The sequence below is a fragment of the Pseudomonas sp. GQ91 genome (assembly GCF_059758795.1).
Genome location: NZ_JCAXED010000001.1, coordinates 119295 through 134239, shown reverse-complemented (window position 1 = coordinate 134239; position 14945 = coordinate 119295). Strand labels below are relative to the sequence as shown.

General features: G+C 59.9%; 16 protein-coding genes. 12 read left to right on the top strand and 4 right to left on the bottom strand.

The window, feature by feature from the left end:
- Nucleotides 1-202 precede the first annotated feature (202 nt).
- The 7 genes from AC6CIA_RS00550 to AC6CIA_RS00520 all read left to right on the top strand — a co-directional run bounded on the left by AC6CIA_RS00550 (nucleotide 203) and on the right by AC6CIA_RS00520 (nucleotide 8656).
- A complete protein-coding gene (locus AC6CIA_RS00550; RefSeq protein WP_498310139.1) occupies nucleotides 203-1513 on the top strand; it encodes an ABC transporter substrate-binding protein in 1311 nt (436 codons plus the stop codon).
- Nucleotides 1514-1674: 161 nt separating this feature from the next.
- The gene (locus AC6CIA_RS00545) at nucleotides 1675-2598 is read left to right on the top strand and encodes a carbohydrate ABC transporter permease (RefSeq protein WP_498310138.1); all 924 of its coding nucleotides are present in this window, start codon (nucleotides 1675-1677) and stop codon (nucleotides 2596-2598) included.
- Between the two features lie 10 nt (nucleotides 2599-2608).
- Complete coding sequence (locus AC6CIA_RS00540) at nucleotides 2609-3439, top strand: carbohydrate ABC transporter permease (protein ID WP_084376794.1); 831 nt, start codon at nucleotides 2609-2611, stop codon at nucleotides 3437-3439.
- 36 nt (nucleotides 3440-3475) lie between these two features.
- Nucleotides 3476-4579 (top strand): ABC transporter ATP-binding protein, encoded by a 1104-nt coding sequence (locus AC6CIA_RS00535; protein ID WP_498310137.1) that lies wholly within the window; start codon nucleotides 3476-3478, stop codon nucleotides 4577-4579.
- A gap of 18 nt (nucleotides 4580-4597) precedes the next feature.
- Nucleotides 4598-6079 (top strand): mannitol dehydrogenase family protein, encoded by a 1482-nt coding sequence (locus tag AC6CIA_RS00530; protein ID WP_498310136.1) that lies wholly within the window; start codon nucleotides 4598-4600, stop codon nucleotides 6077-6079.
- Between the two features lie 144 nt (nucleotides 6080-6223).
- Complete coding sequence (xylB, locus tag AC6CIA_RS00525) at nucleotides 6224-7705, top strand: xylulokinase (RefSeq protein ID WP_498310135.1); 1482 nt, start codon at nucleotides 6224-6226, stop codon at nucleotides 7703-7705.
- Nucleotides 7706-7717: 12 nt separating this feature from the next.
- Nucleotides 7718-8656: a carbohydrate kinase family protein gene (locus AC6CIA_RS00520; RefSeq protein ID WP_498310134.1), complete on the top strand. Its 939-nt coding sequence runs from the start codon at nucleotides 7718-7720 to the stop codon at nucleotides 8654-8656.
- A gap of 14 nt (nucleotides 8657-8670) precedes the next feature.
- Here the strand turns inward: AC6CIA_RS00520 and aqpZ are convergent, their stop codons facing one another.
- A complete protein-coding gene (gene aqpZ / locus AC6CIA_RS00515) occupies nucleotides 8671-9360 on the bottom strand; it encodes an aquaporin Z (RefSeq protein ID WP_498310133.1) in 690 nt (229 codons plus the stop codon).
- A gap of 239 nt (nucleotides 9361-9599) precedes the next feature.
- On the opposite strand from aqpZ, the gene AC6CIA_RS00510 reads away from it, so the two are divergent.
- Nucleotides 9600-9998 carry a hypothetical protein gene (locus AC6CIA_RS00510; RefSeq protein ID WP_498310132.1) on the top strand — a complete coding sequence of 133 codons (399 nt, stop codon included), beginning with the start codon at nucleotides 9600-9602 and terminating at the stop codon, nucleotides 9996-9998.
- Here AC6CIA_RS00510 and AC6CIA_RS00505 read toward each other — a convergent pair whose 3' ends face one another.
- Nucleotides 9999-10256, bottom strand: a complete 258-nt coding sequence (locus tag AC6CIA_RS00505) for a DUF1652 domain-containing protein (RefSeq protein WP_339531217.1) — start codon at nucleotides 10254-10256, stop codon at nucleotides 9999-10001. It abuts the gene before it with no gap.
- A 265-nt stretch (nucleotides 10257-10521) separates the two neighbouring features.
- Between AC6CIA_RS00505 and eco the strand changes: the two genes are divergently transcribed.
- Nucleotides 10522-11004: a serine protease inhibitor ecotin gene (gene eco / locus AC6CIA_RS00500; RefSeq protein ID WP_498310131.1), complete on the top strand. Its 483-nt coding sequence runs from the start codon at nucleotides 10522-10524 to the stop codon at nucleotides 11002-11004.
- Here the strand turns inward: eco and ilvA are convergent.
- On the bottom strand, nucleotides 10972-12030 hold the full coding sequence (gene ilvA, locus AC6CIA_RS00495) for a threonine ammonia-lyase, biosynthetic (protein WP_498310130.1): 1059 nt from the start codon (nucleotides 12028-12030) through the stop codon (nucleotides 10972-10974). The genes eco and ilvA overlap by 33 nt on opposite strands.
- Before the next feature lie 274 nt (nucleotides 12031-12304).
- On the opposite strand from ilvA, the gene AC6CIA_RS00490 reads away from it, so the two are divergent.
- The 3 genes from AC6CIA_RS00490 to AC6CIA_RS00480 all read left to right on the top strand — a co-directional run bounded on the left by AC6CIA_RS00490 (nucleotide 12305) and on the right by AC6CIA_RS00480 (nucleotide 14140).
- Nucleotides 12305-12508 carry a ParD-like family protein gene (locus tag AC6CIA_RS00490; RefSeq protein WP_498310129.1) on the top strand — a complete coding sequence of 68 codons (204 nt, stop codon included), beginning with the start codon at nucleotides 12305-12307 and terminating at the stop codon, nucleotides 12506-12508.
- The gene (map, locus tag AC6CIA_RS00485; protein WP_498310128.1) at nucleotides 12505-13263 is read left to right on the top strand and encodes a type I methionyl aminopeptidase; all 759 of its coding nucleotides are present in this window, start codon (nucleotides 12505-12507) and stop codon (nucleotides 13261-13263) included. Before AC6CIA_RS00490 ends, map begins: the two co-directional genes overlap by 4 nt.
- Nucleotides 13264-13360: 97 nt before the next feature.
- On the top strand, nucleotides 13361-14140 hold the full coding sequence (locus AC6CIA_RS00480; RefSeq protein ID WP_339531226.1) for a TSUP family transporter: 780 nt from the start codon (nucleotides 13361-13363) through the stop codon (nucleotides 14138-14140).
- Here AC6CIA_RS00480 and nudC read toward each other — a convergent pair.
- The gene (nudC, locus tag AC6CIA_RS00475; protein WP_498310127.1) at nucleotides 14108-14941 is read right to left on the bottom strand and encodes an NAD(+) diphosphatase; all 834 of its coding nucleotides are present in this window, start codon (nucleotides 14939-14941) and stop codon (nucleotides 14108-14110) included. The genes AC6CIA_RS00480 and nudC overlap by 33 nt on opposite strands.
- Nucleotides 14942-14945: the final 4 nt, after the last annotated feature.

Genomic DNA, 14945 nt, shown 5'->3' with positions numbered 1-14945 from the left:
GTGCAATTCAAGATCGCGCACGAAGGAAACGATTCAGCCCCGGCCTATGCAGTGCAAAAAAGTATCAGTCCAAGTGCTCCCAAGGATTTGTCACCGCGTGTTTAGAAGGCTGTAATCAACGCACACTCTTCCAGTCGTCGGGGAAGACACAACAACAATAACTGTCCTTCTGTCGCCGCCGGGCGCAGAAACGGAGTGCGCGATGAATTTCCCAGTAAAAGCACTGTTTGCCTGTACCTGCATGACCCTCAGCGCTGTCAGCCTCGGCGCGCAAACCTTGACCATTGCCACGGTCAACAACAGCGATATGATTCGCATGCAAAAGCTCTCGAAAACCTTCGAGGCCGAGCATCCGGACATCAAGTTGAACTGGGTGGTACTCGAAGAAAATGTCCTGCGCCAACGCCTGACCACCGACATCGCCACCCAAGGCGGACAGTTCGACGTGCTGACCATCGGCATGTACGAAGCCGCACTCTGGGGCGCCAAGGGTTGGCTGGAGCCGATGAAAGATCTGCCGGCTTCCTACGACCTTGAAGACGTCTTCCCCTCGGTACGTGACGGCCTTTCCGTCAAGGGCACGCTGTATGCCCTACCGTTCTACGCCGAAAGCTCCATCACCTATTACCGCACAGACCTGTTCAAGGACGCGGGGCTGACAATGCCCGAGCATCCGACCTGGACGCAGATCGGCGAATTCGCCGAGAAGCTGACTGACAAGAACAAGGAACAATACGGCCTATGCCTGCGGGGCAAGGCTGGCTGGGGCGAGAACATGGCGCTGATCACCACCTTGGCCAACGGCTTCGGTGCGCGCTGGTTCGATGAAAAGTGGCAACCGGAATTCAACGGGCCTGAATGGAAGGACGCGCTGAATTTCTACGTCACCAACATGAAAAAATCCGGCCCGCCGGGCGCCTCCAGCAATGGTTTCAACGAAAACCTGGCGTTGTTCAACAGTGGCAAATGTGCGATTTGGGTCGATGCCAGCGTCGCCGGCTCGTTTGTCACCGACAAGACCCAGAGCAAGGTCGCCGAGCATGTCGGCTTCACCTTCGCCCCACACGAAAAAACTGACAAAGGCACGTCCTGGATGTACTCCTGGTCACTGGCAATTCCTGCCAGCTCCAAAGCCAAGGATGCCGCCAAGGCCTTCAGCGCCTGGGCTACGTCCAAGGAATACAGCGCGCTGGTGGCCAAGACCGATGGCATTGCCAACGTGCCGCCGGGTACTCGCACCTCGACTTACAGCGAGGAGTACATGAAGGCTGCGCCGTTCGCCAAGGTGACATTGGAATCGCTGAAAGTCGCCGACCCGACTAAACCGACCCTCAAGCCGGTGCCGTATATCGGCATTCAGTTGGTGACCATTCCCGAGTTCCAGGCGATTGGCACGCAAGTCGGCAAGTTCTTCGCAGGCGCGCTGACCGGCCAGCAGACGGTTGACCAGGCGTTGGCCGCGGCCCAGAACACCACCGAACGTGAAATGAAGCGGGCGGGCTATCCCAAGTAACCCGGCCTTACCACAGTCAAATGTGGGAGGGGGCTTGCTCCCGATAGCGATCTACCCGTTGATATTTCAGTGACTGACACACCGCTATCGGGAGCAAGCCCCCTCCCACACTGACCGCGCTTCTACTCTGGTTTTGCATGTACCTGACTGGTTCTGATCCTATGAATACCAACACTGCCCAAGTGCTAACTGCTCCGGAAAAGGTGCGCAAAAGCCGCCTGGCCAACCCCGGTTGGTTCCTTGTCAGCCCCTCGGTGGCCTTGTTGCTGCTGTGGATGATCGTGCCGCTGGGCATGACCCTGTACTTCTCGCTGATCCGCTACAACCTACTGTATCCAGGCGAAAATCAGTTCGTCGGCCTGGAAAACTTCAGCTACTTCGTGACTGACTCCGGGTTTCTGCCGGGCGCGACCAATACCTTGTTGCTGGTGGGCAGCGTGCTGCTGATCAGCGTGGTGCTGGGGGTGTTGATCAGCGCCCTGCTTGAGGCCAGCGAGTTTTTCGGTCGCGGACTGGTGCGAGTGTTGTTGATTTCACCGTTTTTCGTCATGCCCACCGTCGGCGCGCTGATCTGGAAGAACCTGATTTTCCACCCGGTCTCCGGCGTGCTCGCGGCGGTTTGGAAGGTGTTTGGCGCGCAGCCGGTGGATTGGCTGGCGCACTACCCGTTGCTGTCAATCATCATCATTGTGTCCTGGCAGTGGCTGCCCTTCGCGATCCTGATCCTGATGACGGCCATGCAGTCTCTGGATCAGGAACAGAAAGAAGCCGCGCGCCTGGACGGTGCCGGTCCCATCGCGATCTTCTGGCACCTGACCCTGCCCCACCTGGCCCGGCCTATCGCGGTGGTGGTGATGATCGAGACCATTTTCCTGCTTTCGGTGTTCGCGGAAATCTTCACCACCACCAACGGCGGCCCCGGCTACGCCTCGACCAACCTCGCCTACCTGATCTACAACCAGGCGCTGGTGCAATTCGATGTCGGCATGGCATCGGCCGGCGGTTTGATTGCCGTGGTCATTGCCAATATCGCGGCGATCATTCTCATCCGAATGCTCGGCAAAAACCTGACTGACAAGCCTTGAGGCCCGCGCCATGACCCTTCAACAATCTCGTCGCCTGCAAAGCCTGCTGCTCGGCACCCTGGCCTGGGCCATCGCCATCGTGATTTTCTTCCCGATCTTCTGGATGGTGCTCACCAGCTTCAAGACCGAAATCGATGCATTTGCCACGCCACCGCAGTTCATCTTCACGCCGACGCTGGAGAACTACCTGCACATTAACGAGCGCAGCAACTACTTCAGCTTCGCCTGGAACTCGGTGGTGATTTCCTTCAGCGCCACAGCCTTGTGCCTGCTGATTGCGGTGCCGGCGGCCTATTCCATGGCGTTCTACGAGACCCAGCGTACCAAGGGCACGCTGTTGTGGATGCTGTCGACCAAGATGTTACCGCCGGTGGGCGTGCTGATGCCGATCTATCTGCTGGCCAAGAGCATGGGCCTGCTGGATACGCGGATCGCGCTGATCATCATCTACACCCTGATCAACCTGCCGATTGTGGTCTGGATGATTTACACCTATTTCAAAGACATTCCCAAGGACATCCTCGAAGCCGCGCGCCTGGACGGTGCAACCCTATGGCAGGAAATGGTTCGGGTGCTGCTGCCTATCGCCAAGGGTGGCCTGGCCTCCACGGTATTGCTGTCGCTGATCCTGTGTTGGAACGAGGCTTTCTGGTCGCTGAACCTGACCTCCTCCACGGCGGCGCCGCTGACCGCGCTGATCGCGTCCTACTCGAGTCCCGAAGGCTTGTTCTGGGCCAAATTATCCGCCGTATCGACCCTGGCCTGTGCGCCGATCCTGATCTTTGGCTGGATCAGCCAGAAACAGCTGGTGCGTGGTTTGTCCTTCGGCGCCGTGAAATAACGCCACCTTATAAAAATTTCAATGTGGAGGCCCAGCATGGCCAACCTGAAAATCAACAATCTGCAAAAAGGCTTCGAAGGTTTCTCCATCATCAAGGGCATTGACCTGGAAGTGAACGACAAGGAGTTCGTGGTGTTCGTCGGTCCGTCTGGCTGTGGTAAGTCCACGCTGTTGCGCCTGATCGCCGGCCTCGAAGAAGTCACTGAAGGCACCATCGAACTGGATGGCCGCGACATCACCGAAGTGCCGCCGGCCAAGCGCGACCTGGCGATGGTGTTCCAGACTTACGCCTTGTACCCGCACATGAGCGTGCGCAAGAACATGTCGTTTGCCCTCGACCTGGCGGGCGTCGACAAAAAACTGGTCGACAGCAAAGTCAGCGAAGCGGCGCGGATTCTCGAGCTGGGCCCATTGCTGGAGCGCAAGCCCAAGCAACTGTCCGGCGGCCAGCGCCAGCGCGTCGCCATCGGCCGCGCCATTGTGCGCAACCCGAAGATCTTCCTGTTCGACGAGCCGCTGTCCAACCTCGACGCGGCATTGCGGGTGCAGATGCGCCTGGAGCTGGCGCGCCTGCACAAAGAACTGCAAGCGACCATGATCTACGTGACCCACGACCAAGTGGAGGCCATGACCCTGGCCGACAAAGTGGTGGTGCTCAACAGCGGTCGCATCGAACAAGTCGGCTCGCCCCTGGAGTTGTACCACCAGCCGGCCAACCTGTTTGTCGCAGGCTTTCTGGGGACGCCGAAGATGGGCTTTCTCAAGGGCAAGGTCACGCGGCTTGAATCCCAGGGCTGCGAAGTGCAGTTGGATGCTGGCACGCTGATCAATTTGCCGCTGAGCGGTTCCACCCTGAGCGTGGGCAGCGCGGTGACCCTGGGCATTCGTCCGGAGCACCTCGAAATCGCCGCTCCGGGTGATACCACCTTGACGGTTACCGCCGATGTCGGCGAACGGCTGGGCAGCGACACCTTTTGCCACGTCATCACTGCCAGCGCTGAGCCATTGACCATGCGTATTCGTGGCGACATGGCCAGCCAGTACGGCGAAACCCTGAACCTGCACCTCGACCCGGCGCACTGCCATCTGTTTGATACCGATGGTGTTGCGGTCGCCCGTCCATTGCGCGCTGCCGCCTGATCTTGCGAGAACTGCCCGATGAAACTGAACACACAACATCTCACGCAACTGGCGCCCGAGGTCCAACTGCCACGCTATGCCATTGCTGATACCCGCCAAGGGATCGCGCATATCGGCGTCGGCGGTTTCCATCGTGCGCACCAGGCGTATTACACCGATGCGTTGATGAACACCGGGACTGATCTGGACTGGAGTATTTGTGGCGTGGGCCTGCGTGCCGAGGACCGCAAGGCCCGGGACGACCTGGCGGGTCAGGATTATCTGTTTACCCTGTACGAATTGGGTGACTCAGATGACACCGAAGTGCGGGTGATTGGCTCCATCAGCGACATGCTCTTGGCCGAAGACAGCGCCCAGGCACTGATCGACAAGCTGGCCAGTCCCGAGATTCGCATCGTTTCGTTGACCATCACTGAAGGTGGCTACTGCATCGACGACAGCAACGGCGAATTCATGGCTCACCTGCCGCAGATCCAGTACGACCTCGCTCATCCCGACGCGCCGACAACCGTATTCGGCTTTATCTGTGCTGCCCTGACCCAGCGCCGCGCGGCCGGCACGCCAGCGTTTACCGTCATGTCCTGCGATAACCTGCCGCACAACGGCGCCGTCACCCGCAAGGCCTTGTTGGCGTTCGCCGCGCTGCATGACGCCGACCTGCATGACTGGATCAAGGCCAACGTCAGCTTCCCCAACGCCATGGTCGATCGCATCACGCCCATGACCAGTACCGCGCATCGCCTGCAGTTGCATGACGAACACGGTATCGACGATGCCTGGCCGGTGGTCTGCGAGCCCTTTGTGCAATGGGTGCTGGAAGACAATTTTGTGAATGGCCGTCCCGCCTGGGAAAAGGTCGGTGTGCAATTCACCGATGACGTTTCACCCTACGAGGAGATGAAAATCGGCCTGCTCAACGGCAGCCACCTCGCCCTGACCTACTTGGGTTTTCTCAAGGGCTATCGTTTTGTCCACGAAACCATGAACGATCCGTTGTTCGTGGCGTATATGCGCGCCTACATGGACCTCGACGTAACGCCGAACCTCGCGCCGGTGCCCGGTATTGACCTGACAGACTATAAACAAAGCCTGGTGGAGCGCTTCTCCAACCAGGCGATTGCCGACCAATTGGAGCGTGTCTGTTCGGATGGTTCGTCGAAGTTTCCAAAGTTCACCGTACCGACGATCAACCGCTTGATCGCCGATGGCCGCGAAACCGAACGGGCGGCGCTGGTCGTGGCGGCCTGGGCGTTGTACCTGAAAGGCGTGGATGAAAACGGTGTGAACTACAAGATTCCTGACCCGCGTGCCGAGTTCTGTCAGGAACTGGTGGCCGATGAAGCGTTGATCAGCCAGCGGTTGTTGGGCGTGGAAGAGATTTTCGGGACAGCTATTCCCAACTCGCCCGGGTTTGTGGCCGCGTTTGAGCGGTGCTACGAAAGCCTGCGGGATCAAGGCGTGACCAAGACCCTGGAGCGAGTGTTGGCCGAGATTGACTGAGCCAAGTGTGCTGATAAATAGTGTGACCTGAAAGACCCTGTCGATTGTGGGTTCCAAGGTAATCTTTCAGGTCGATGCAAACCACCAACATCCCCCAATCAGTCCCCTCGCCCCTTTGGGGAGAGGGCTAGGGTGAGAATCCTCATGACCCAGCAAAACCTCTACCTCGGCATCGACTGCGGCACCCAAGGCACCAAGGCGATCGTCCTCGACGCCGCGACCGGCAGGGTCCTGGGCCTTGGTGCCGCCAGCCACACGTTGATCAGCGGCGCCAATGGCCGGCGCGAGCAAGCCCCTCATGAGTGGCTCGACGCCTTCACCGAAGCCACCCATCGTGCCTTGCAACAAGCCGGCGTCGATGGCCAGGATATCCTCGCCATCGGCGTTTCCGGCCAGCAGCACGGCCTGGTGCTACTGGATGACCAGGGCCAGGTACTGCGCCCGGCCAAGCTGTGGTGCGACACCGAAACCAGCGCCGAAAACCATCGACTGCTGGACTACCTTGGCGGTGAAAGCGGTTCCCTGGAACGCCTCGGCGTTGCCATTGCGCCTGGCTACACCGTGTCCAAACTGTTATGGACCCTTGAGCAGCATCCCGATGTCTTTGCGCGTATCGCGCATATTCTCTTGCCCCACGATTATCTCAACTACTGGCTGACGGGCCGCGCCTGCGCCGAGTATGGCGATGCGTCGGGCACCGGTTATTTCAATGTGCGGACCCGCGAATGGGACTTGCCGCTGTTGCGTCATATCGATGCCAGCGGACGCCTGGAAGCAGCGTTGCCACAACTGATCGAGGCCGATCAGGCGGTGGGCGGCATACTGCCCGCTATCGCCGAACGCCTGGGCATCAACCCTAATGCAATCGTGTCCAGCGGTGGCGGCGACAACATGATGGGTGCAATCGGTACCGGCAATATCACCCCGGGCGTGATCACCATGAGCCTGGGGTCTTCGGGCACCATCTATGCCTGCGCCGATCAGCCCAACGTCAGCGCGCAAGCCTCGGTGGCGACCTTTTGTTCCTCCAGCGGTGGCTGGCTCCCGCTGATTTGCACCATGAACCTGACCAACGCCACCGGGGCGGTCCGCGAGTTGTTCGAATTGGATCTGGCCGCTTTCAACACCTTGGTCGCCCAGTCGCCCATCGGCGCCGAAGGCGTCAGCATGTTGCCTTTCCTCAACGGCGAGCGCGTGCCTGCCCTGCCCCACGCCAGCGGCAGCCTGCATGGCTTGAACATGAGCAACCTGAACCGCGCCAATCTGTGTCGCGCGGTGGTCGAAGGCACCACGTTCGGTTTGCGCTATGGCCTTGACCTGTTGCGCCAGACCGGCCTGCAGAGCCACAGTATCCGGCTGACCGGCGGCGGCTCGAAGAGCCCCGTATGGCGGCAGATGGTCGCCGACATCATGAACACCGAAGTGATTTGTACTGAACAGAGCGAGGCGGCGGCCCTCGGCGCGGCGATACAGGCGGCCTGGTGCGAGTCCGGCGAAAGCCTGGAGGCGCTGTGCACGCGCTGCGTCAGTCTCGATGCAGACAGCTCGACCCGACCCTCGGCAACCAGCGTCAGCGCCTATCAACAAGCCTATGAGCGCTATCAACAGCACGTGGCAACCCTTTAAGAGCGAATAACTATGTATCTGGTGTGTGGCGAAGCACTGTTCGATTTTTTCAGCGAAGACAATGCCGACGGGCAGGCTTCGCGCGTCAATTTCAAGGCGATTGCCGGCGGTTCGCCGTTTAACGTGGCGGTCGGTTTACGTCGCCTGGGGATCGAGGCCGGACTGTTCGGCGGACTTTCCAGCGATTATCTGGGGCAGCGGCTGCGCCAGGTGCTGAAGCAGGAAGGTGTGCGGGATGGCTATCTGCAAGAGTTCTCAGCGCCCACCACACTGGCGATGGTCGCGGTGGGCGCCAACGGTTCGCCGCAATACAGTTTTCGTGGCGAAGGCTGTGCCGATCGACAATTGCAGATCGAACACCTGCCCGTTCTCGGTGATGAGGTTCGCGGCCTGCATTTCGGCTCGTTCTCCCTGGTGGTGCAACCGATTGCCGACACACTCCTGACACTGATCCGTCGAGAAAGTGGCAAGCGCCTGATCAGCCTGGACCCCAACGTGCGCCTGAACCCGCAGCCGGATATCGGCTTGTGGCGCCAGCGGGTGACTGAACTGGTACGGCATGCCGACTTGATCAAGGTCAGCGATGAGGACCTGCACCTGCTCTACCCCGGCCAGCCCCCGGAAAGCGTGCTCGAGGGCTGGTTGCAACACCGCTGCCAATTGATTTTCCTGACTCGGGGCGGTGACGGTGCAACCGTCTTCAGTCGCCAGCATGGCAGCTGGTCAGCACCGGCGGTCAAGGTGGTCATGGCCGATACGGTCGGTGCCGGTGACACGTTCCAGGCGGCCTTGATTACCTGGTTGACCGAGCATCAGCTGGATTCGGTCGAGGGTGTACAGCGTCTTGCCAGGGCTCAGATCGACGAGCTGCTTACGTTTGCCATTCGCGCAGCGGCCTTGACGTGCAGCAAGACCGGACCGGATTTGCCCTATCGCGCGCAACTGGATTGAGTCCACCGGAGCCGTCAGGGGGAGCGCTCCCTGACGGCCCTCGCGACCATCGCCCCCGCCACGCCGCCCAGCACCGGAGCCAGCCAGAATAACCAGAGTTGCGCCAGATACGCAGCACCGGAAAATAGCGCCGGTCCGGTACTGCGCGCCGGGTTGACCGAGGCATTGGTGACTGGAATCGTCACTAAATGAATCAGGCTCAGTGTCAAGCCAATCGCCAGCGGAGCAAAACCTGCCGCCGCTCCGGGCGCGGTGACACGCATGAGAATAAACACGAAAAAGAACGTGGCCACCGCCTCTACCACCAGCGCCGCCAGCAGGCTGTACTTTCCCGGGCTCAGTTCACCATAACCATTGGCCGCGAAAGCGCCTATTTCAAAGCCCGGTCGGCCACTGGCGATCAACGCCAGCACCGCGGCGGCGACCGTCGCGCCGGCCAACTGGGCGATGATGTAGGGCAGCACATCAACCCCTGGTAGCCGTCGGCCGACCCACAAGCCGATGGTCACGGCCGGGTTGAAGTGCGCGCCGCTGATACTGCCCACGGCATAGGACATGGTCAGCACCGCGAGGCCAAACGCCAGGGCTACACCGATATAACCGAGCCCCCGGTACGGAATGACCGCCATCAGAATCGCGCTGCCGCAGCCGCCAAAGGTCAGCCAGAAGGTCCCAAGGAACTCTGCTGCAATTTTTTGTTGCAAGGTCGACTCTCCATACGCCGGCCATCAGAGCAGGCCAGGCGGCGACGTTAGCAACGGTGAGTGACCTGCCAGTATCGGACTTTTCTGATTGAGGAGTGGCTGTATCGCCTTGATGGAGAGCCTCGATTACCCACGGTAGTCGGACGCCTCCCATTCGCCCATTCCTGAGCGAGCGCCGGGACAATCACACAGCCACAAGGTATCCTGCTCGGCTTCTGAAACGGCTGAAAGGATTCACCATGCAGTTGCGCTTTTACTCGCTTGCCCATTTCACGGCGTTGCTGTGCCTCGCCCTGGCACTCGTCTGGGGATTTAGACCTGACTTACTGTTGTGGCTCTGGAGTGTCCAGTATTCCGAGGTCACCGGCCTCGTCGCACGGCGCAATGCCATGTTGTTCCTGGCCATCGGCATCATGTTTTATCGTCTTCGCCATGCGTTACCCTCACCGACACGAAATGCCGTGAGCAGCGGCTTTAGCGCCGGATGCCTGGGGCTTGCCGCACTGGGCGTCATCGAGTGGCTCAATAGCCACGCAGGGCCCGGGATTCTGTTGGCGGTGTTCAGCGAAATAACACTGGGCCTGGCATTTATCCAGGCCCAGAAATCCGTGCTCATTCAGTCCCACACTTCACCCTGATTAATGAAACCGTGCTCCGGCTCTGCGTGGGGCTGGAGCGTGGGCGTGCTTGAGGTCTTCGCGTAACTCGGTGATCAAGTTGCAGATCGCCCGGCTGCTGTCGAGTTTATCGGCGCGGATGCCGGTCACAGTCAGGTCGGTGCCGTCGTCGTCATACACCTTGATTGTCAGCGAAGCATCCTGGGCCTTGATGCATTCACAGCGTTTAGGCAGGAAACATCCCTCAATAATACTGCGCAGTTCCAGTTCTGAAAGCATGGCCAACCTCTCCTTTTTTGAGACCACCAATGTTTTTTGTAAATGCTGACGCAGCAGGCAGGTGGTAACCCGTCTGCCTGAAACGCCTCGCCGACCGTGGCAGACGTTCTCGACTCTTCAGCCTACTCTCTGGAGCTGGCGGCGTTGGACTCTTTTCTCATAAGCAAGCGCGATACCTGTATCAACTGGCCTGACACATTTGCAGCCCGCGCCCTCGAGTGGCATCGTATTCAGGTTTTTTCTCCTTCAAGACAAGGACGCCTGCATGACCTCCTCTCTGCTCAATACACTATGCCTGCTTGGCCTGGCCGCTTGCGCTGCCCAGGCGCATGCGGCGAAGCTGGAAGACATTGCCCCCTATCCGAAGGCCGATGCCGGCTACGTGCGCCAAGTCATCCATCTGCCCGCACAGCCGCAGGAACAGGACTTCAAGGTCGAAATCCTGGCCGGCAAGACGCTGCTTGTCGACTGCAACCGCCAACGGCTGGGCGGTGTGCTCGAAGAAAAGAACCTCGACGGCTGGGGCTACCCGTTCTACCGCCTGGAAAAAGTCAGCGGGCCCATGAGTACCCTCATGGGCTGTCCGGATGGCCAGACCCGCGAGGATTTTGTTGCCGTGGTCGGGGATGGTTTTATGCTGCGCTACAACAGCAAGTTGCCCATCGTTGTATATGTTCCAAAAGATGTCGAAGTTCGCTATCGGATCTGGTCGGCGTCAACCACCGTCGGTAAAGCCAGCGCCGAATGACCCACCCTGGACCGCCACCTGAGCGGCCACGCGTTCGGCCACGTGCCGCAAGCTGTCAAAATTGATATTGGCCCCGGAGTTGATCGCGACCAGCGTCTGCCCCCGGGCCTGGGTACGTGCCACATAGGCGCGAACGCCGGCAACAGCGAGGGCACCGGACGGTTCGGTAATCGAGCGGGTATCGTCGTAGATCAACTTGATGGCGCTGCACAACTCATCGTTGCTGACAGTGATCACCTCATCCACATGCCGCCGACAGATCGCAAAACCGTAGGCCCCGATCTGCGCGACGGCGGTACCGTCGGCGAAAGTGTCGACACTGGGTAACACCACCCGCTCCCCGGCCTGCAAGGCTGCCAGCAGGCAGCTGGAACCCTCGGGCTCCACACCGATGATGCGCACCTCGGGACGCAAGTATTTGACGTAGGCCGCGATACCGGCGATCAAGCCACCGCCACCGACCGGTACAAAGATCGCGTCCAGCGCGCCCTGTTGCTGACGCAACACTTCCATGGCCACCGTGCCCTGTCCGGCAATCACATGCGGGTCGTCGAACGGCGAGACAAAGGTACCGCCCGACTGTTCCGCCAACTGCAACGCGTGGGCCAGGGCAAAGGGAAAACTTGCGCCGTGCAGCACCGTTTCGGCGCCTCGAGAGCGCACACCCAGCACTTTCAGCGCAGGCGTCGTACTCGGCATGACAATCGTGGCCTTGATTCCCAGTTCCTGCGCGGCCAGCGCCACGCCTTGGGCATGATTGCCCGCCGACGCGGTGATCACACCTCGTCGACGTTGCGTGTCGTCCAGTTGCGCCAGTGTGTTGTAGGCACCGCGGATCTTGAAGGAAAAAGTCGGCTGCAAATCTTCGCGCTTGAGCAGGATCTGATTGCCAAGCAACGCCGATAAGGCCGGCGCGGCTTGCAATGGGGTACGCACCGCCAAGTCATACACCGGCGCGGCAAGAATCATTTTGACGTAGCGTTCGAGCAGATGCGGGTCGGCGGTGTGGCGTTGGCAGATACTCATCGGTGTCTCCTCGGATGATGCCGAGCCCGGGAGACGGAAAAACAAAACCCGCCTTCAGGGCGGGTTTGGGTACAGCCAAGCGCTATCCCGCCAAATGAGGAATGGCGGTAATAATGCGTGGCTGGAAAGCAAAGGTTTGAAATGTCATGAGGCAAAATTAACCAGCGTTGCGTGGCAAGTCAATCGCAACCGCGACGGCCGCAGGCAACAACAGGCTTTACGGAGGACATATGAAACGTATACGATTCATATATTAAACCACACAGTGAAACTCATGGGCATCGTCAAGATCAGCGATCAACTGCATGAACAACTCCGGCTGGCCAGCGCCACTATGGATCGTTCCATCAACGCCCAGGCCGAGTTCTGGATCAAGATCGGTCTCTTGGCCGAACTCAACCCACACCTGGCCTACAACGACCTGATCAACAAGTTGCTGTTGGACAAAGCCGACCTGATCCGAGGGCGCAGCCGTTGATCAAGAGTGCCGAAGACCTCGTCCTGATGCGCGAAGCCGGCCGCTTGTTGGCGCAGGTCTTCACGATGCTCGACAGTACAGTCAGTGCCGGCCAGTCAACCCTTGAACTGGATCGCGCCGTCGAAGCCTTTATCCGCAACGACCTGCAATCGCGCCCCGCCAGTCTCGGACAATACGATTATCCGTTCTCGATCAACACCTCCATCAACGAGGTGGTCTGCCATGGCATGCCGGACGCCAAGGCGGTGTTGAAAGACGGTGATATCGTCAACATCGATATCACGCTGGAGAAAGGCGGTTTTATTGCCGACTCCAGCAAGATGTACCTGATTGGCAGCGTCTCGCCCAAAGCCCGGCGCCTGGTAGAAAAGACCTTCGAGGCCATGTGGGCCGGGATCCAGCAGGTCAAGCCCGGTGCCCGCCTGGGGGATATTGGCCATGCCATCCAGAGCCATGCGCAGGCCAATGGCTACAGCGTGGTACGTGAGTACTGCGGCCACGGGATCGGGCGCGAAATGCACGAGGAACCGCAAATCCTGCATGTCGGCCGGCCCGGTACGGGCATGTTATTGCGTGAAGGCATGGTGTTCACGATTGAGCCGATGTTGAATCAGGGCAGCGCCAAGGTCCGCAACCTGAAAGACGGCTGGACCGTGGTGACCCGCGACAACAGCTTGTCTGCACAGTGGGAGCACACGGTGGCGGTGACCGCCGATGGCTACGAAGTGCTGACCCTGCAAGCGTCAGCGGAATAACGCACATCGCAACAGTCGCCGTAACATCTGGTTATAGGTAAGCTATCGGTCCTTCGCGCAGCCTTTTCTGCGCCTCGCCGAAAAATAAGTCGCCTACATGCCTTTTGAACTCAGCGTTGACCTCACCACCTTGGCCATTCTGGCCGTTGTTGCCTTCGTCGCCGGTTTTATCGATGCCATCGCCGGCGGAGGCGGTTTGTTGACCACCCCGGCACTGCTGACCGCCGGCATGCCGCCGCACATGGTGCTGGGCACCAATAAGTTGAGTTCGACCTTCGGTTCGGCCACCGCCAGTTTCACCTTCTACCGGCGCAAGCTGTTCCATCCGCGGCAATGGGTGCACGCCATCGTCGGCACCTTGGTTGGCGCCCTGGCCGGGGCCATCGTGGCCCACTACCTGCCGGCCGAATGGCTGAACAAGATGTTGCCGGTGATTGTCTTCGGCTGCGGGCTGTACCTGTTGTTTGGCGGGACGCCCAAGGCGCCGCTGGATGCCGATGCGCCGATCAAGAAGAAATGGCAGTCGACCCAAGGTTTCGGGCTGGGCTTCTACGACGGTGTGGCGGGGCCTGGCACGGGCGCGTTCTGGACCGTCAGCACACTGTTGATGTACCCCGTCGACCTGGTCAAGGCCAGCGGCGTGGCGCGCAGCATGAACTTCGTCAGCAACGCGGCGGCGCTGTCGGTGTTTATCTTCAACGGTTCGGTCGACTGGATTGTCGGCTTGTGCATGGGCGTTTCGGTGATGGTGGGCGCGTTTTTTGGCGCTCGCAGCGCGATCAGCGGCGGCGCCAAGTTCATTCGCCCGGTGTTTATCACGGTGGTACTGGGCCTGACGGTACGCCTAGCCTGGCAACACTGGTTCAGCGTGGCCTAGGCGCCGCGCTACATACAGGTCGATCAGGTAGCGCGCAATCGAGCGTGATGCCGGCAACGGCGGCAGCTGGTGGATGTTGAACCACTGCGCGTCTTCGATCTCGTCGGCCTGGGGCACGATATCGCCACCCGCATATTCGGCGTGAAACCCCAGCATCATCGAATGTGGAAACGGCCAGCATTGGCTGCCCATGTACTGGATATTCTGCACCTCCACCTGCACCTCCTCGCGCACCTCGCGAATCAGGCAGTCTTCGGCGGACTCCCCAGGCTCGGCAAATCCCGCCAGGGTGCTGTAGACCCCGCTGACAAAGCGTGGCGAGCGTGCGAGCAATATCTCGTCGCCGCGGGTGATCAGCACAATCATGCTCGGTGAAATACGCGGGTAGCTGCGCAAGTCGCAGGCCTGGCAAAACATTGCCCGCTCACGGGGAATCTGCACCATGGCCTGGCCGCAACTGCCACAAAAACGATGTTCGCGCGCCCAGGTGCCGATTTGCGCGGCATACCCCAGCACGCTGTACAGTTTGTGCTCGTCCTGCAGCATGAAACCGCGCAAGCCTTGCCAGCGACAACCCTGTACAGCGCTGGCACGGTTCAGCTCCAGCAGATACACCGGCTCGCCATCCAAGTAGCCGATACCGTGCTCGGCCATTACCGAAAGGTCCTGGCGCTTGAGCCACTCCCTGGGAAACAGCGGCCCGTTGTCATCGAGTAAAAAACCTTCGCGGCTGCGAGCCACGGCCCAGCCGCCCGGGGCCTCGTTATCCAGCAGCGTCGTGGTTATCCAGCCTGGGGTCATGTTC

Bases quoted from the DNA above. Each gene is read 5' to 3' on its own strand.
- AC6CIA_RS00550 (WP_498310139.1), top strand. From the start codon at position 203: ATGAATTTCCCAGTAAAAGCACTGTTTGCCTGTACCTGCATGACCCTC.
- AC6CIA_RS00545 (WP_498310138.1), top strand. From the start codon at position 1,675: ATGAATACCAACACTGCCCAAGTGCTAACTGCTCCGGAAAAGGTGCGC.
- AC6CIA_RS00540 (WP_084376794.1), top strand. From the start codon at position 2,609: ATGACCCTTCAACAATCTCGTCGCCTGCAAAGCCTGCTGCTCGGCACC.
- AC6CIA_RS00535 (WP_498310137.1), top strand. From the start codon at position 3,476: ATGGCCAACCTGAAAATCAACAATCTGCAAAAAGGCTTCGAAGGTTTC.
- AC6CIA_RS00530 (WP_498310136.1), top strand. From the start codon at position 4,598: ATGAAACTGAACACACAACATCTCACGCAACTGGCGCCCGAGGTCCAA.
- xylB (WP_498310135.1), top strand. From the start codon at position 6,224: ATGACCCAGCAAAACCTCTACCTCGGCATCGACTGCGGCACCCAAGGC.
- AC6CIA_RS00520 (WP_498310134.1), top strand. From the start codon at position 7,718: ATGTATCTGGTGTGTGGCGAAGCACTGTTCGATTTTTTCAGCGAAGAC.
- AC6CIA_RS00510 (WP_498310132.1), top strand. From the start codon at position 9,600: ATGCAGTTGCGCTTTTACTCGCTTGCCCATTTCACGGCGTTGCTGTGC.
- AC6CIA_RS00505 (WP_339531217.1), bottom strand. From the start codon at position 10,256: ATGCTTTCAGAACTGGAACTGCGCAGTATTATTGAGGGATGTTTCCTG.
- eco (WP_498310131.1), top strand. From the start codon at position 10,522: ATGACCTCCTCTCTGCTCAATACACTATGCCTGCTTGGCCTGGCCGCT.
- ilvA (WP_498310130.1), bottom strand. From the start codon at position 12,030: ATGAGTATCTGCCAACGCCACACCGCCGACCCGCATCTGCTCGAACGC.
- AC6CIA_RS00490 (WP_498310129.1), top strand. From the start codon at position 12,305: ATGGGCATCGTCAAGATCAGCGATCAACTGCATGAACAACTCCGGCTG.
- AC6CIA_RS00480 (WP_339531226.1), top strand. From the start codon at position 13,361: ATGCCTTTTGAACTCAGCGTTGACCTCACCACCTTGGCCATTCTGGCC.
- nudC (WP_498310127.1), bottom strand. From the start codon at position 14,941: ATGACCCCAGGCTGGATAACCACGACGCTGCTGGATAACGAGGCCCCG.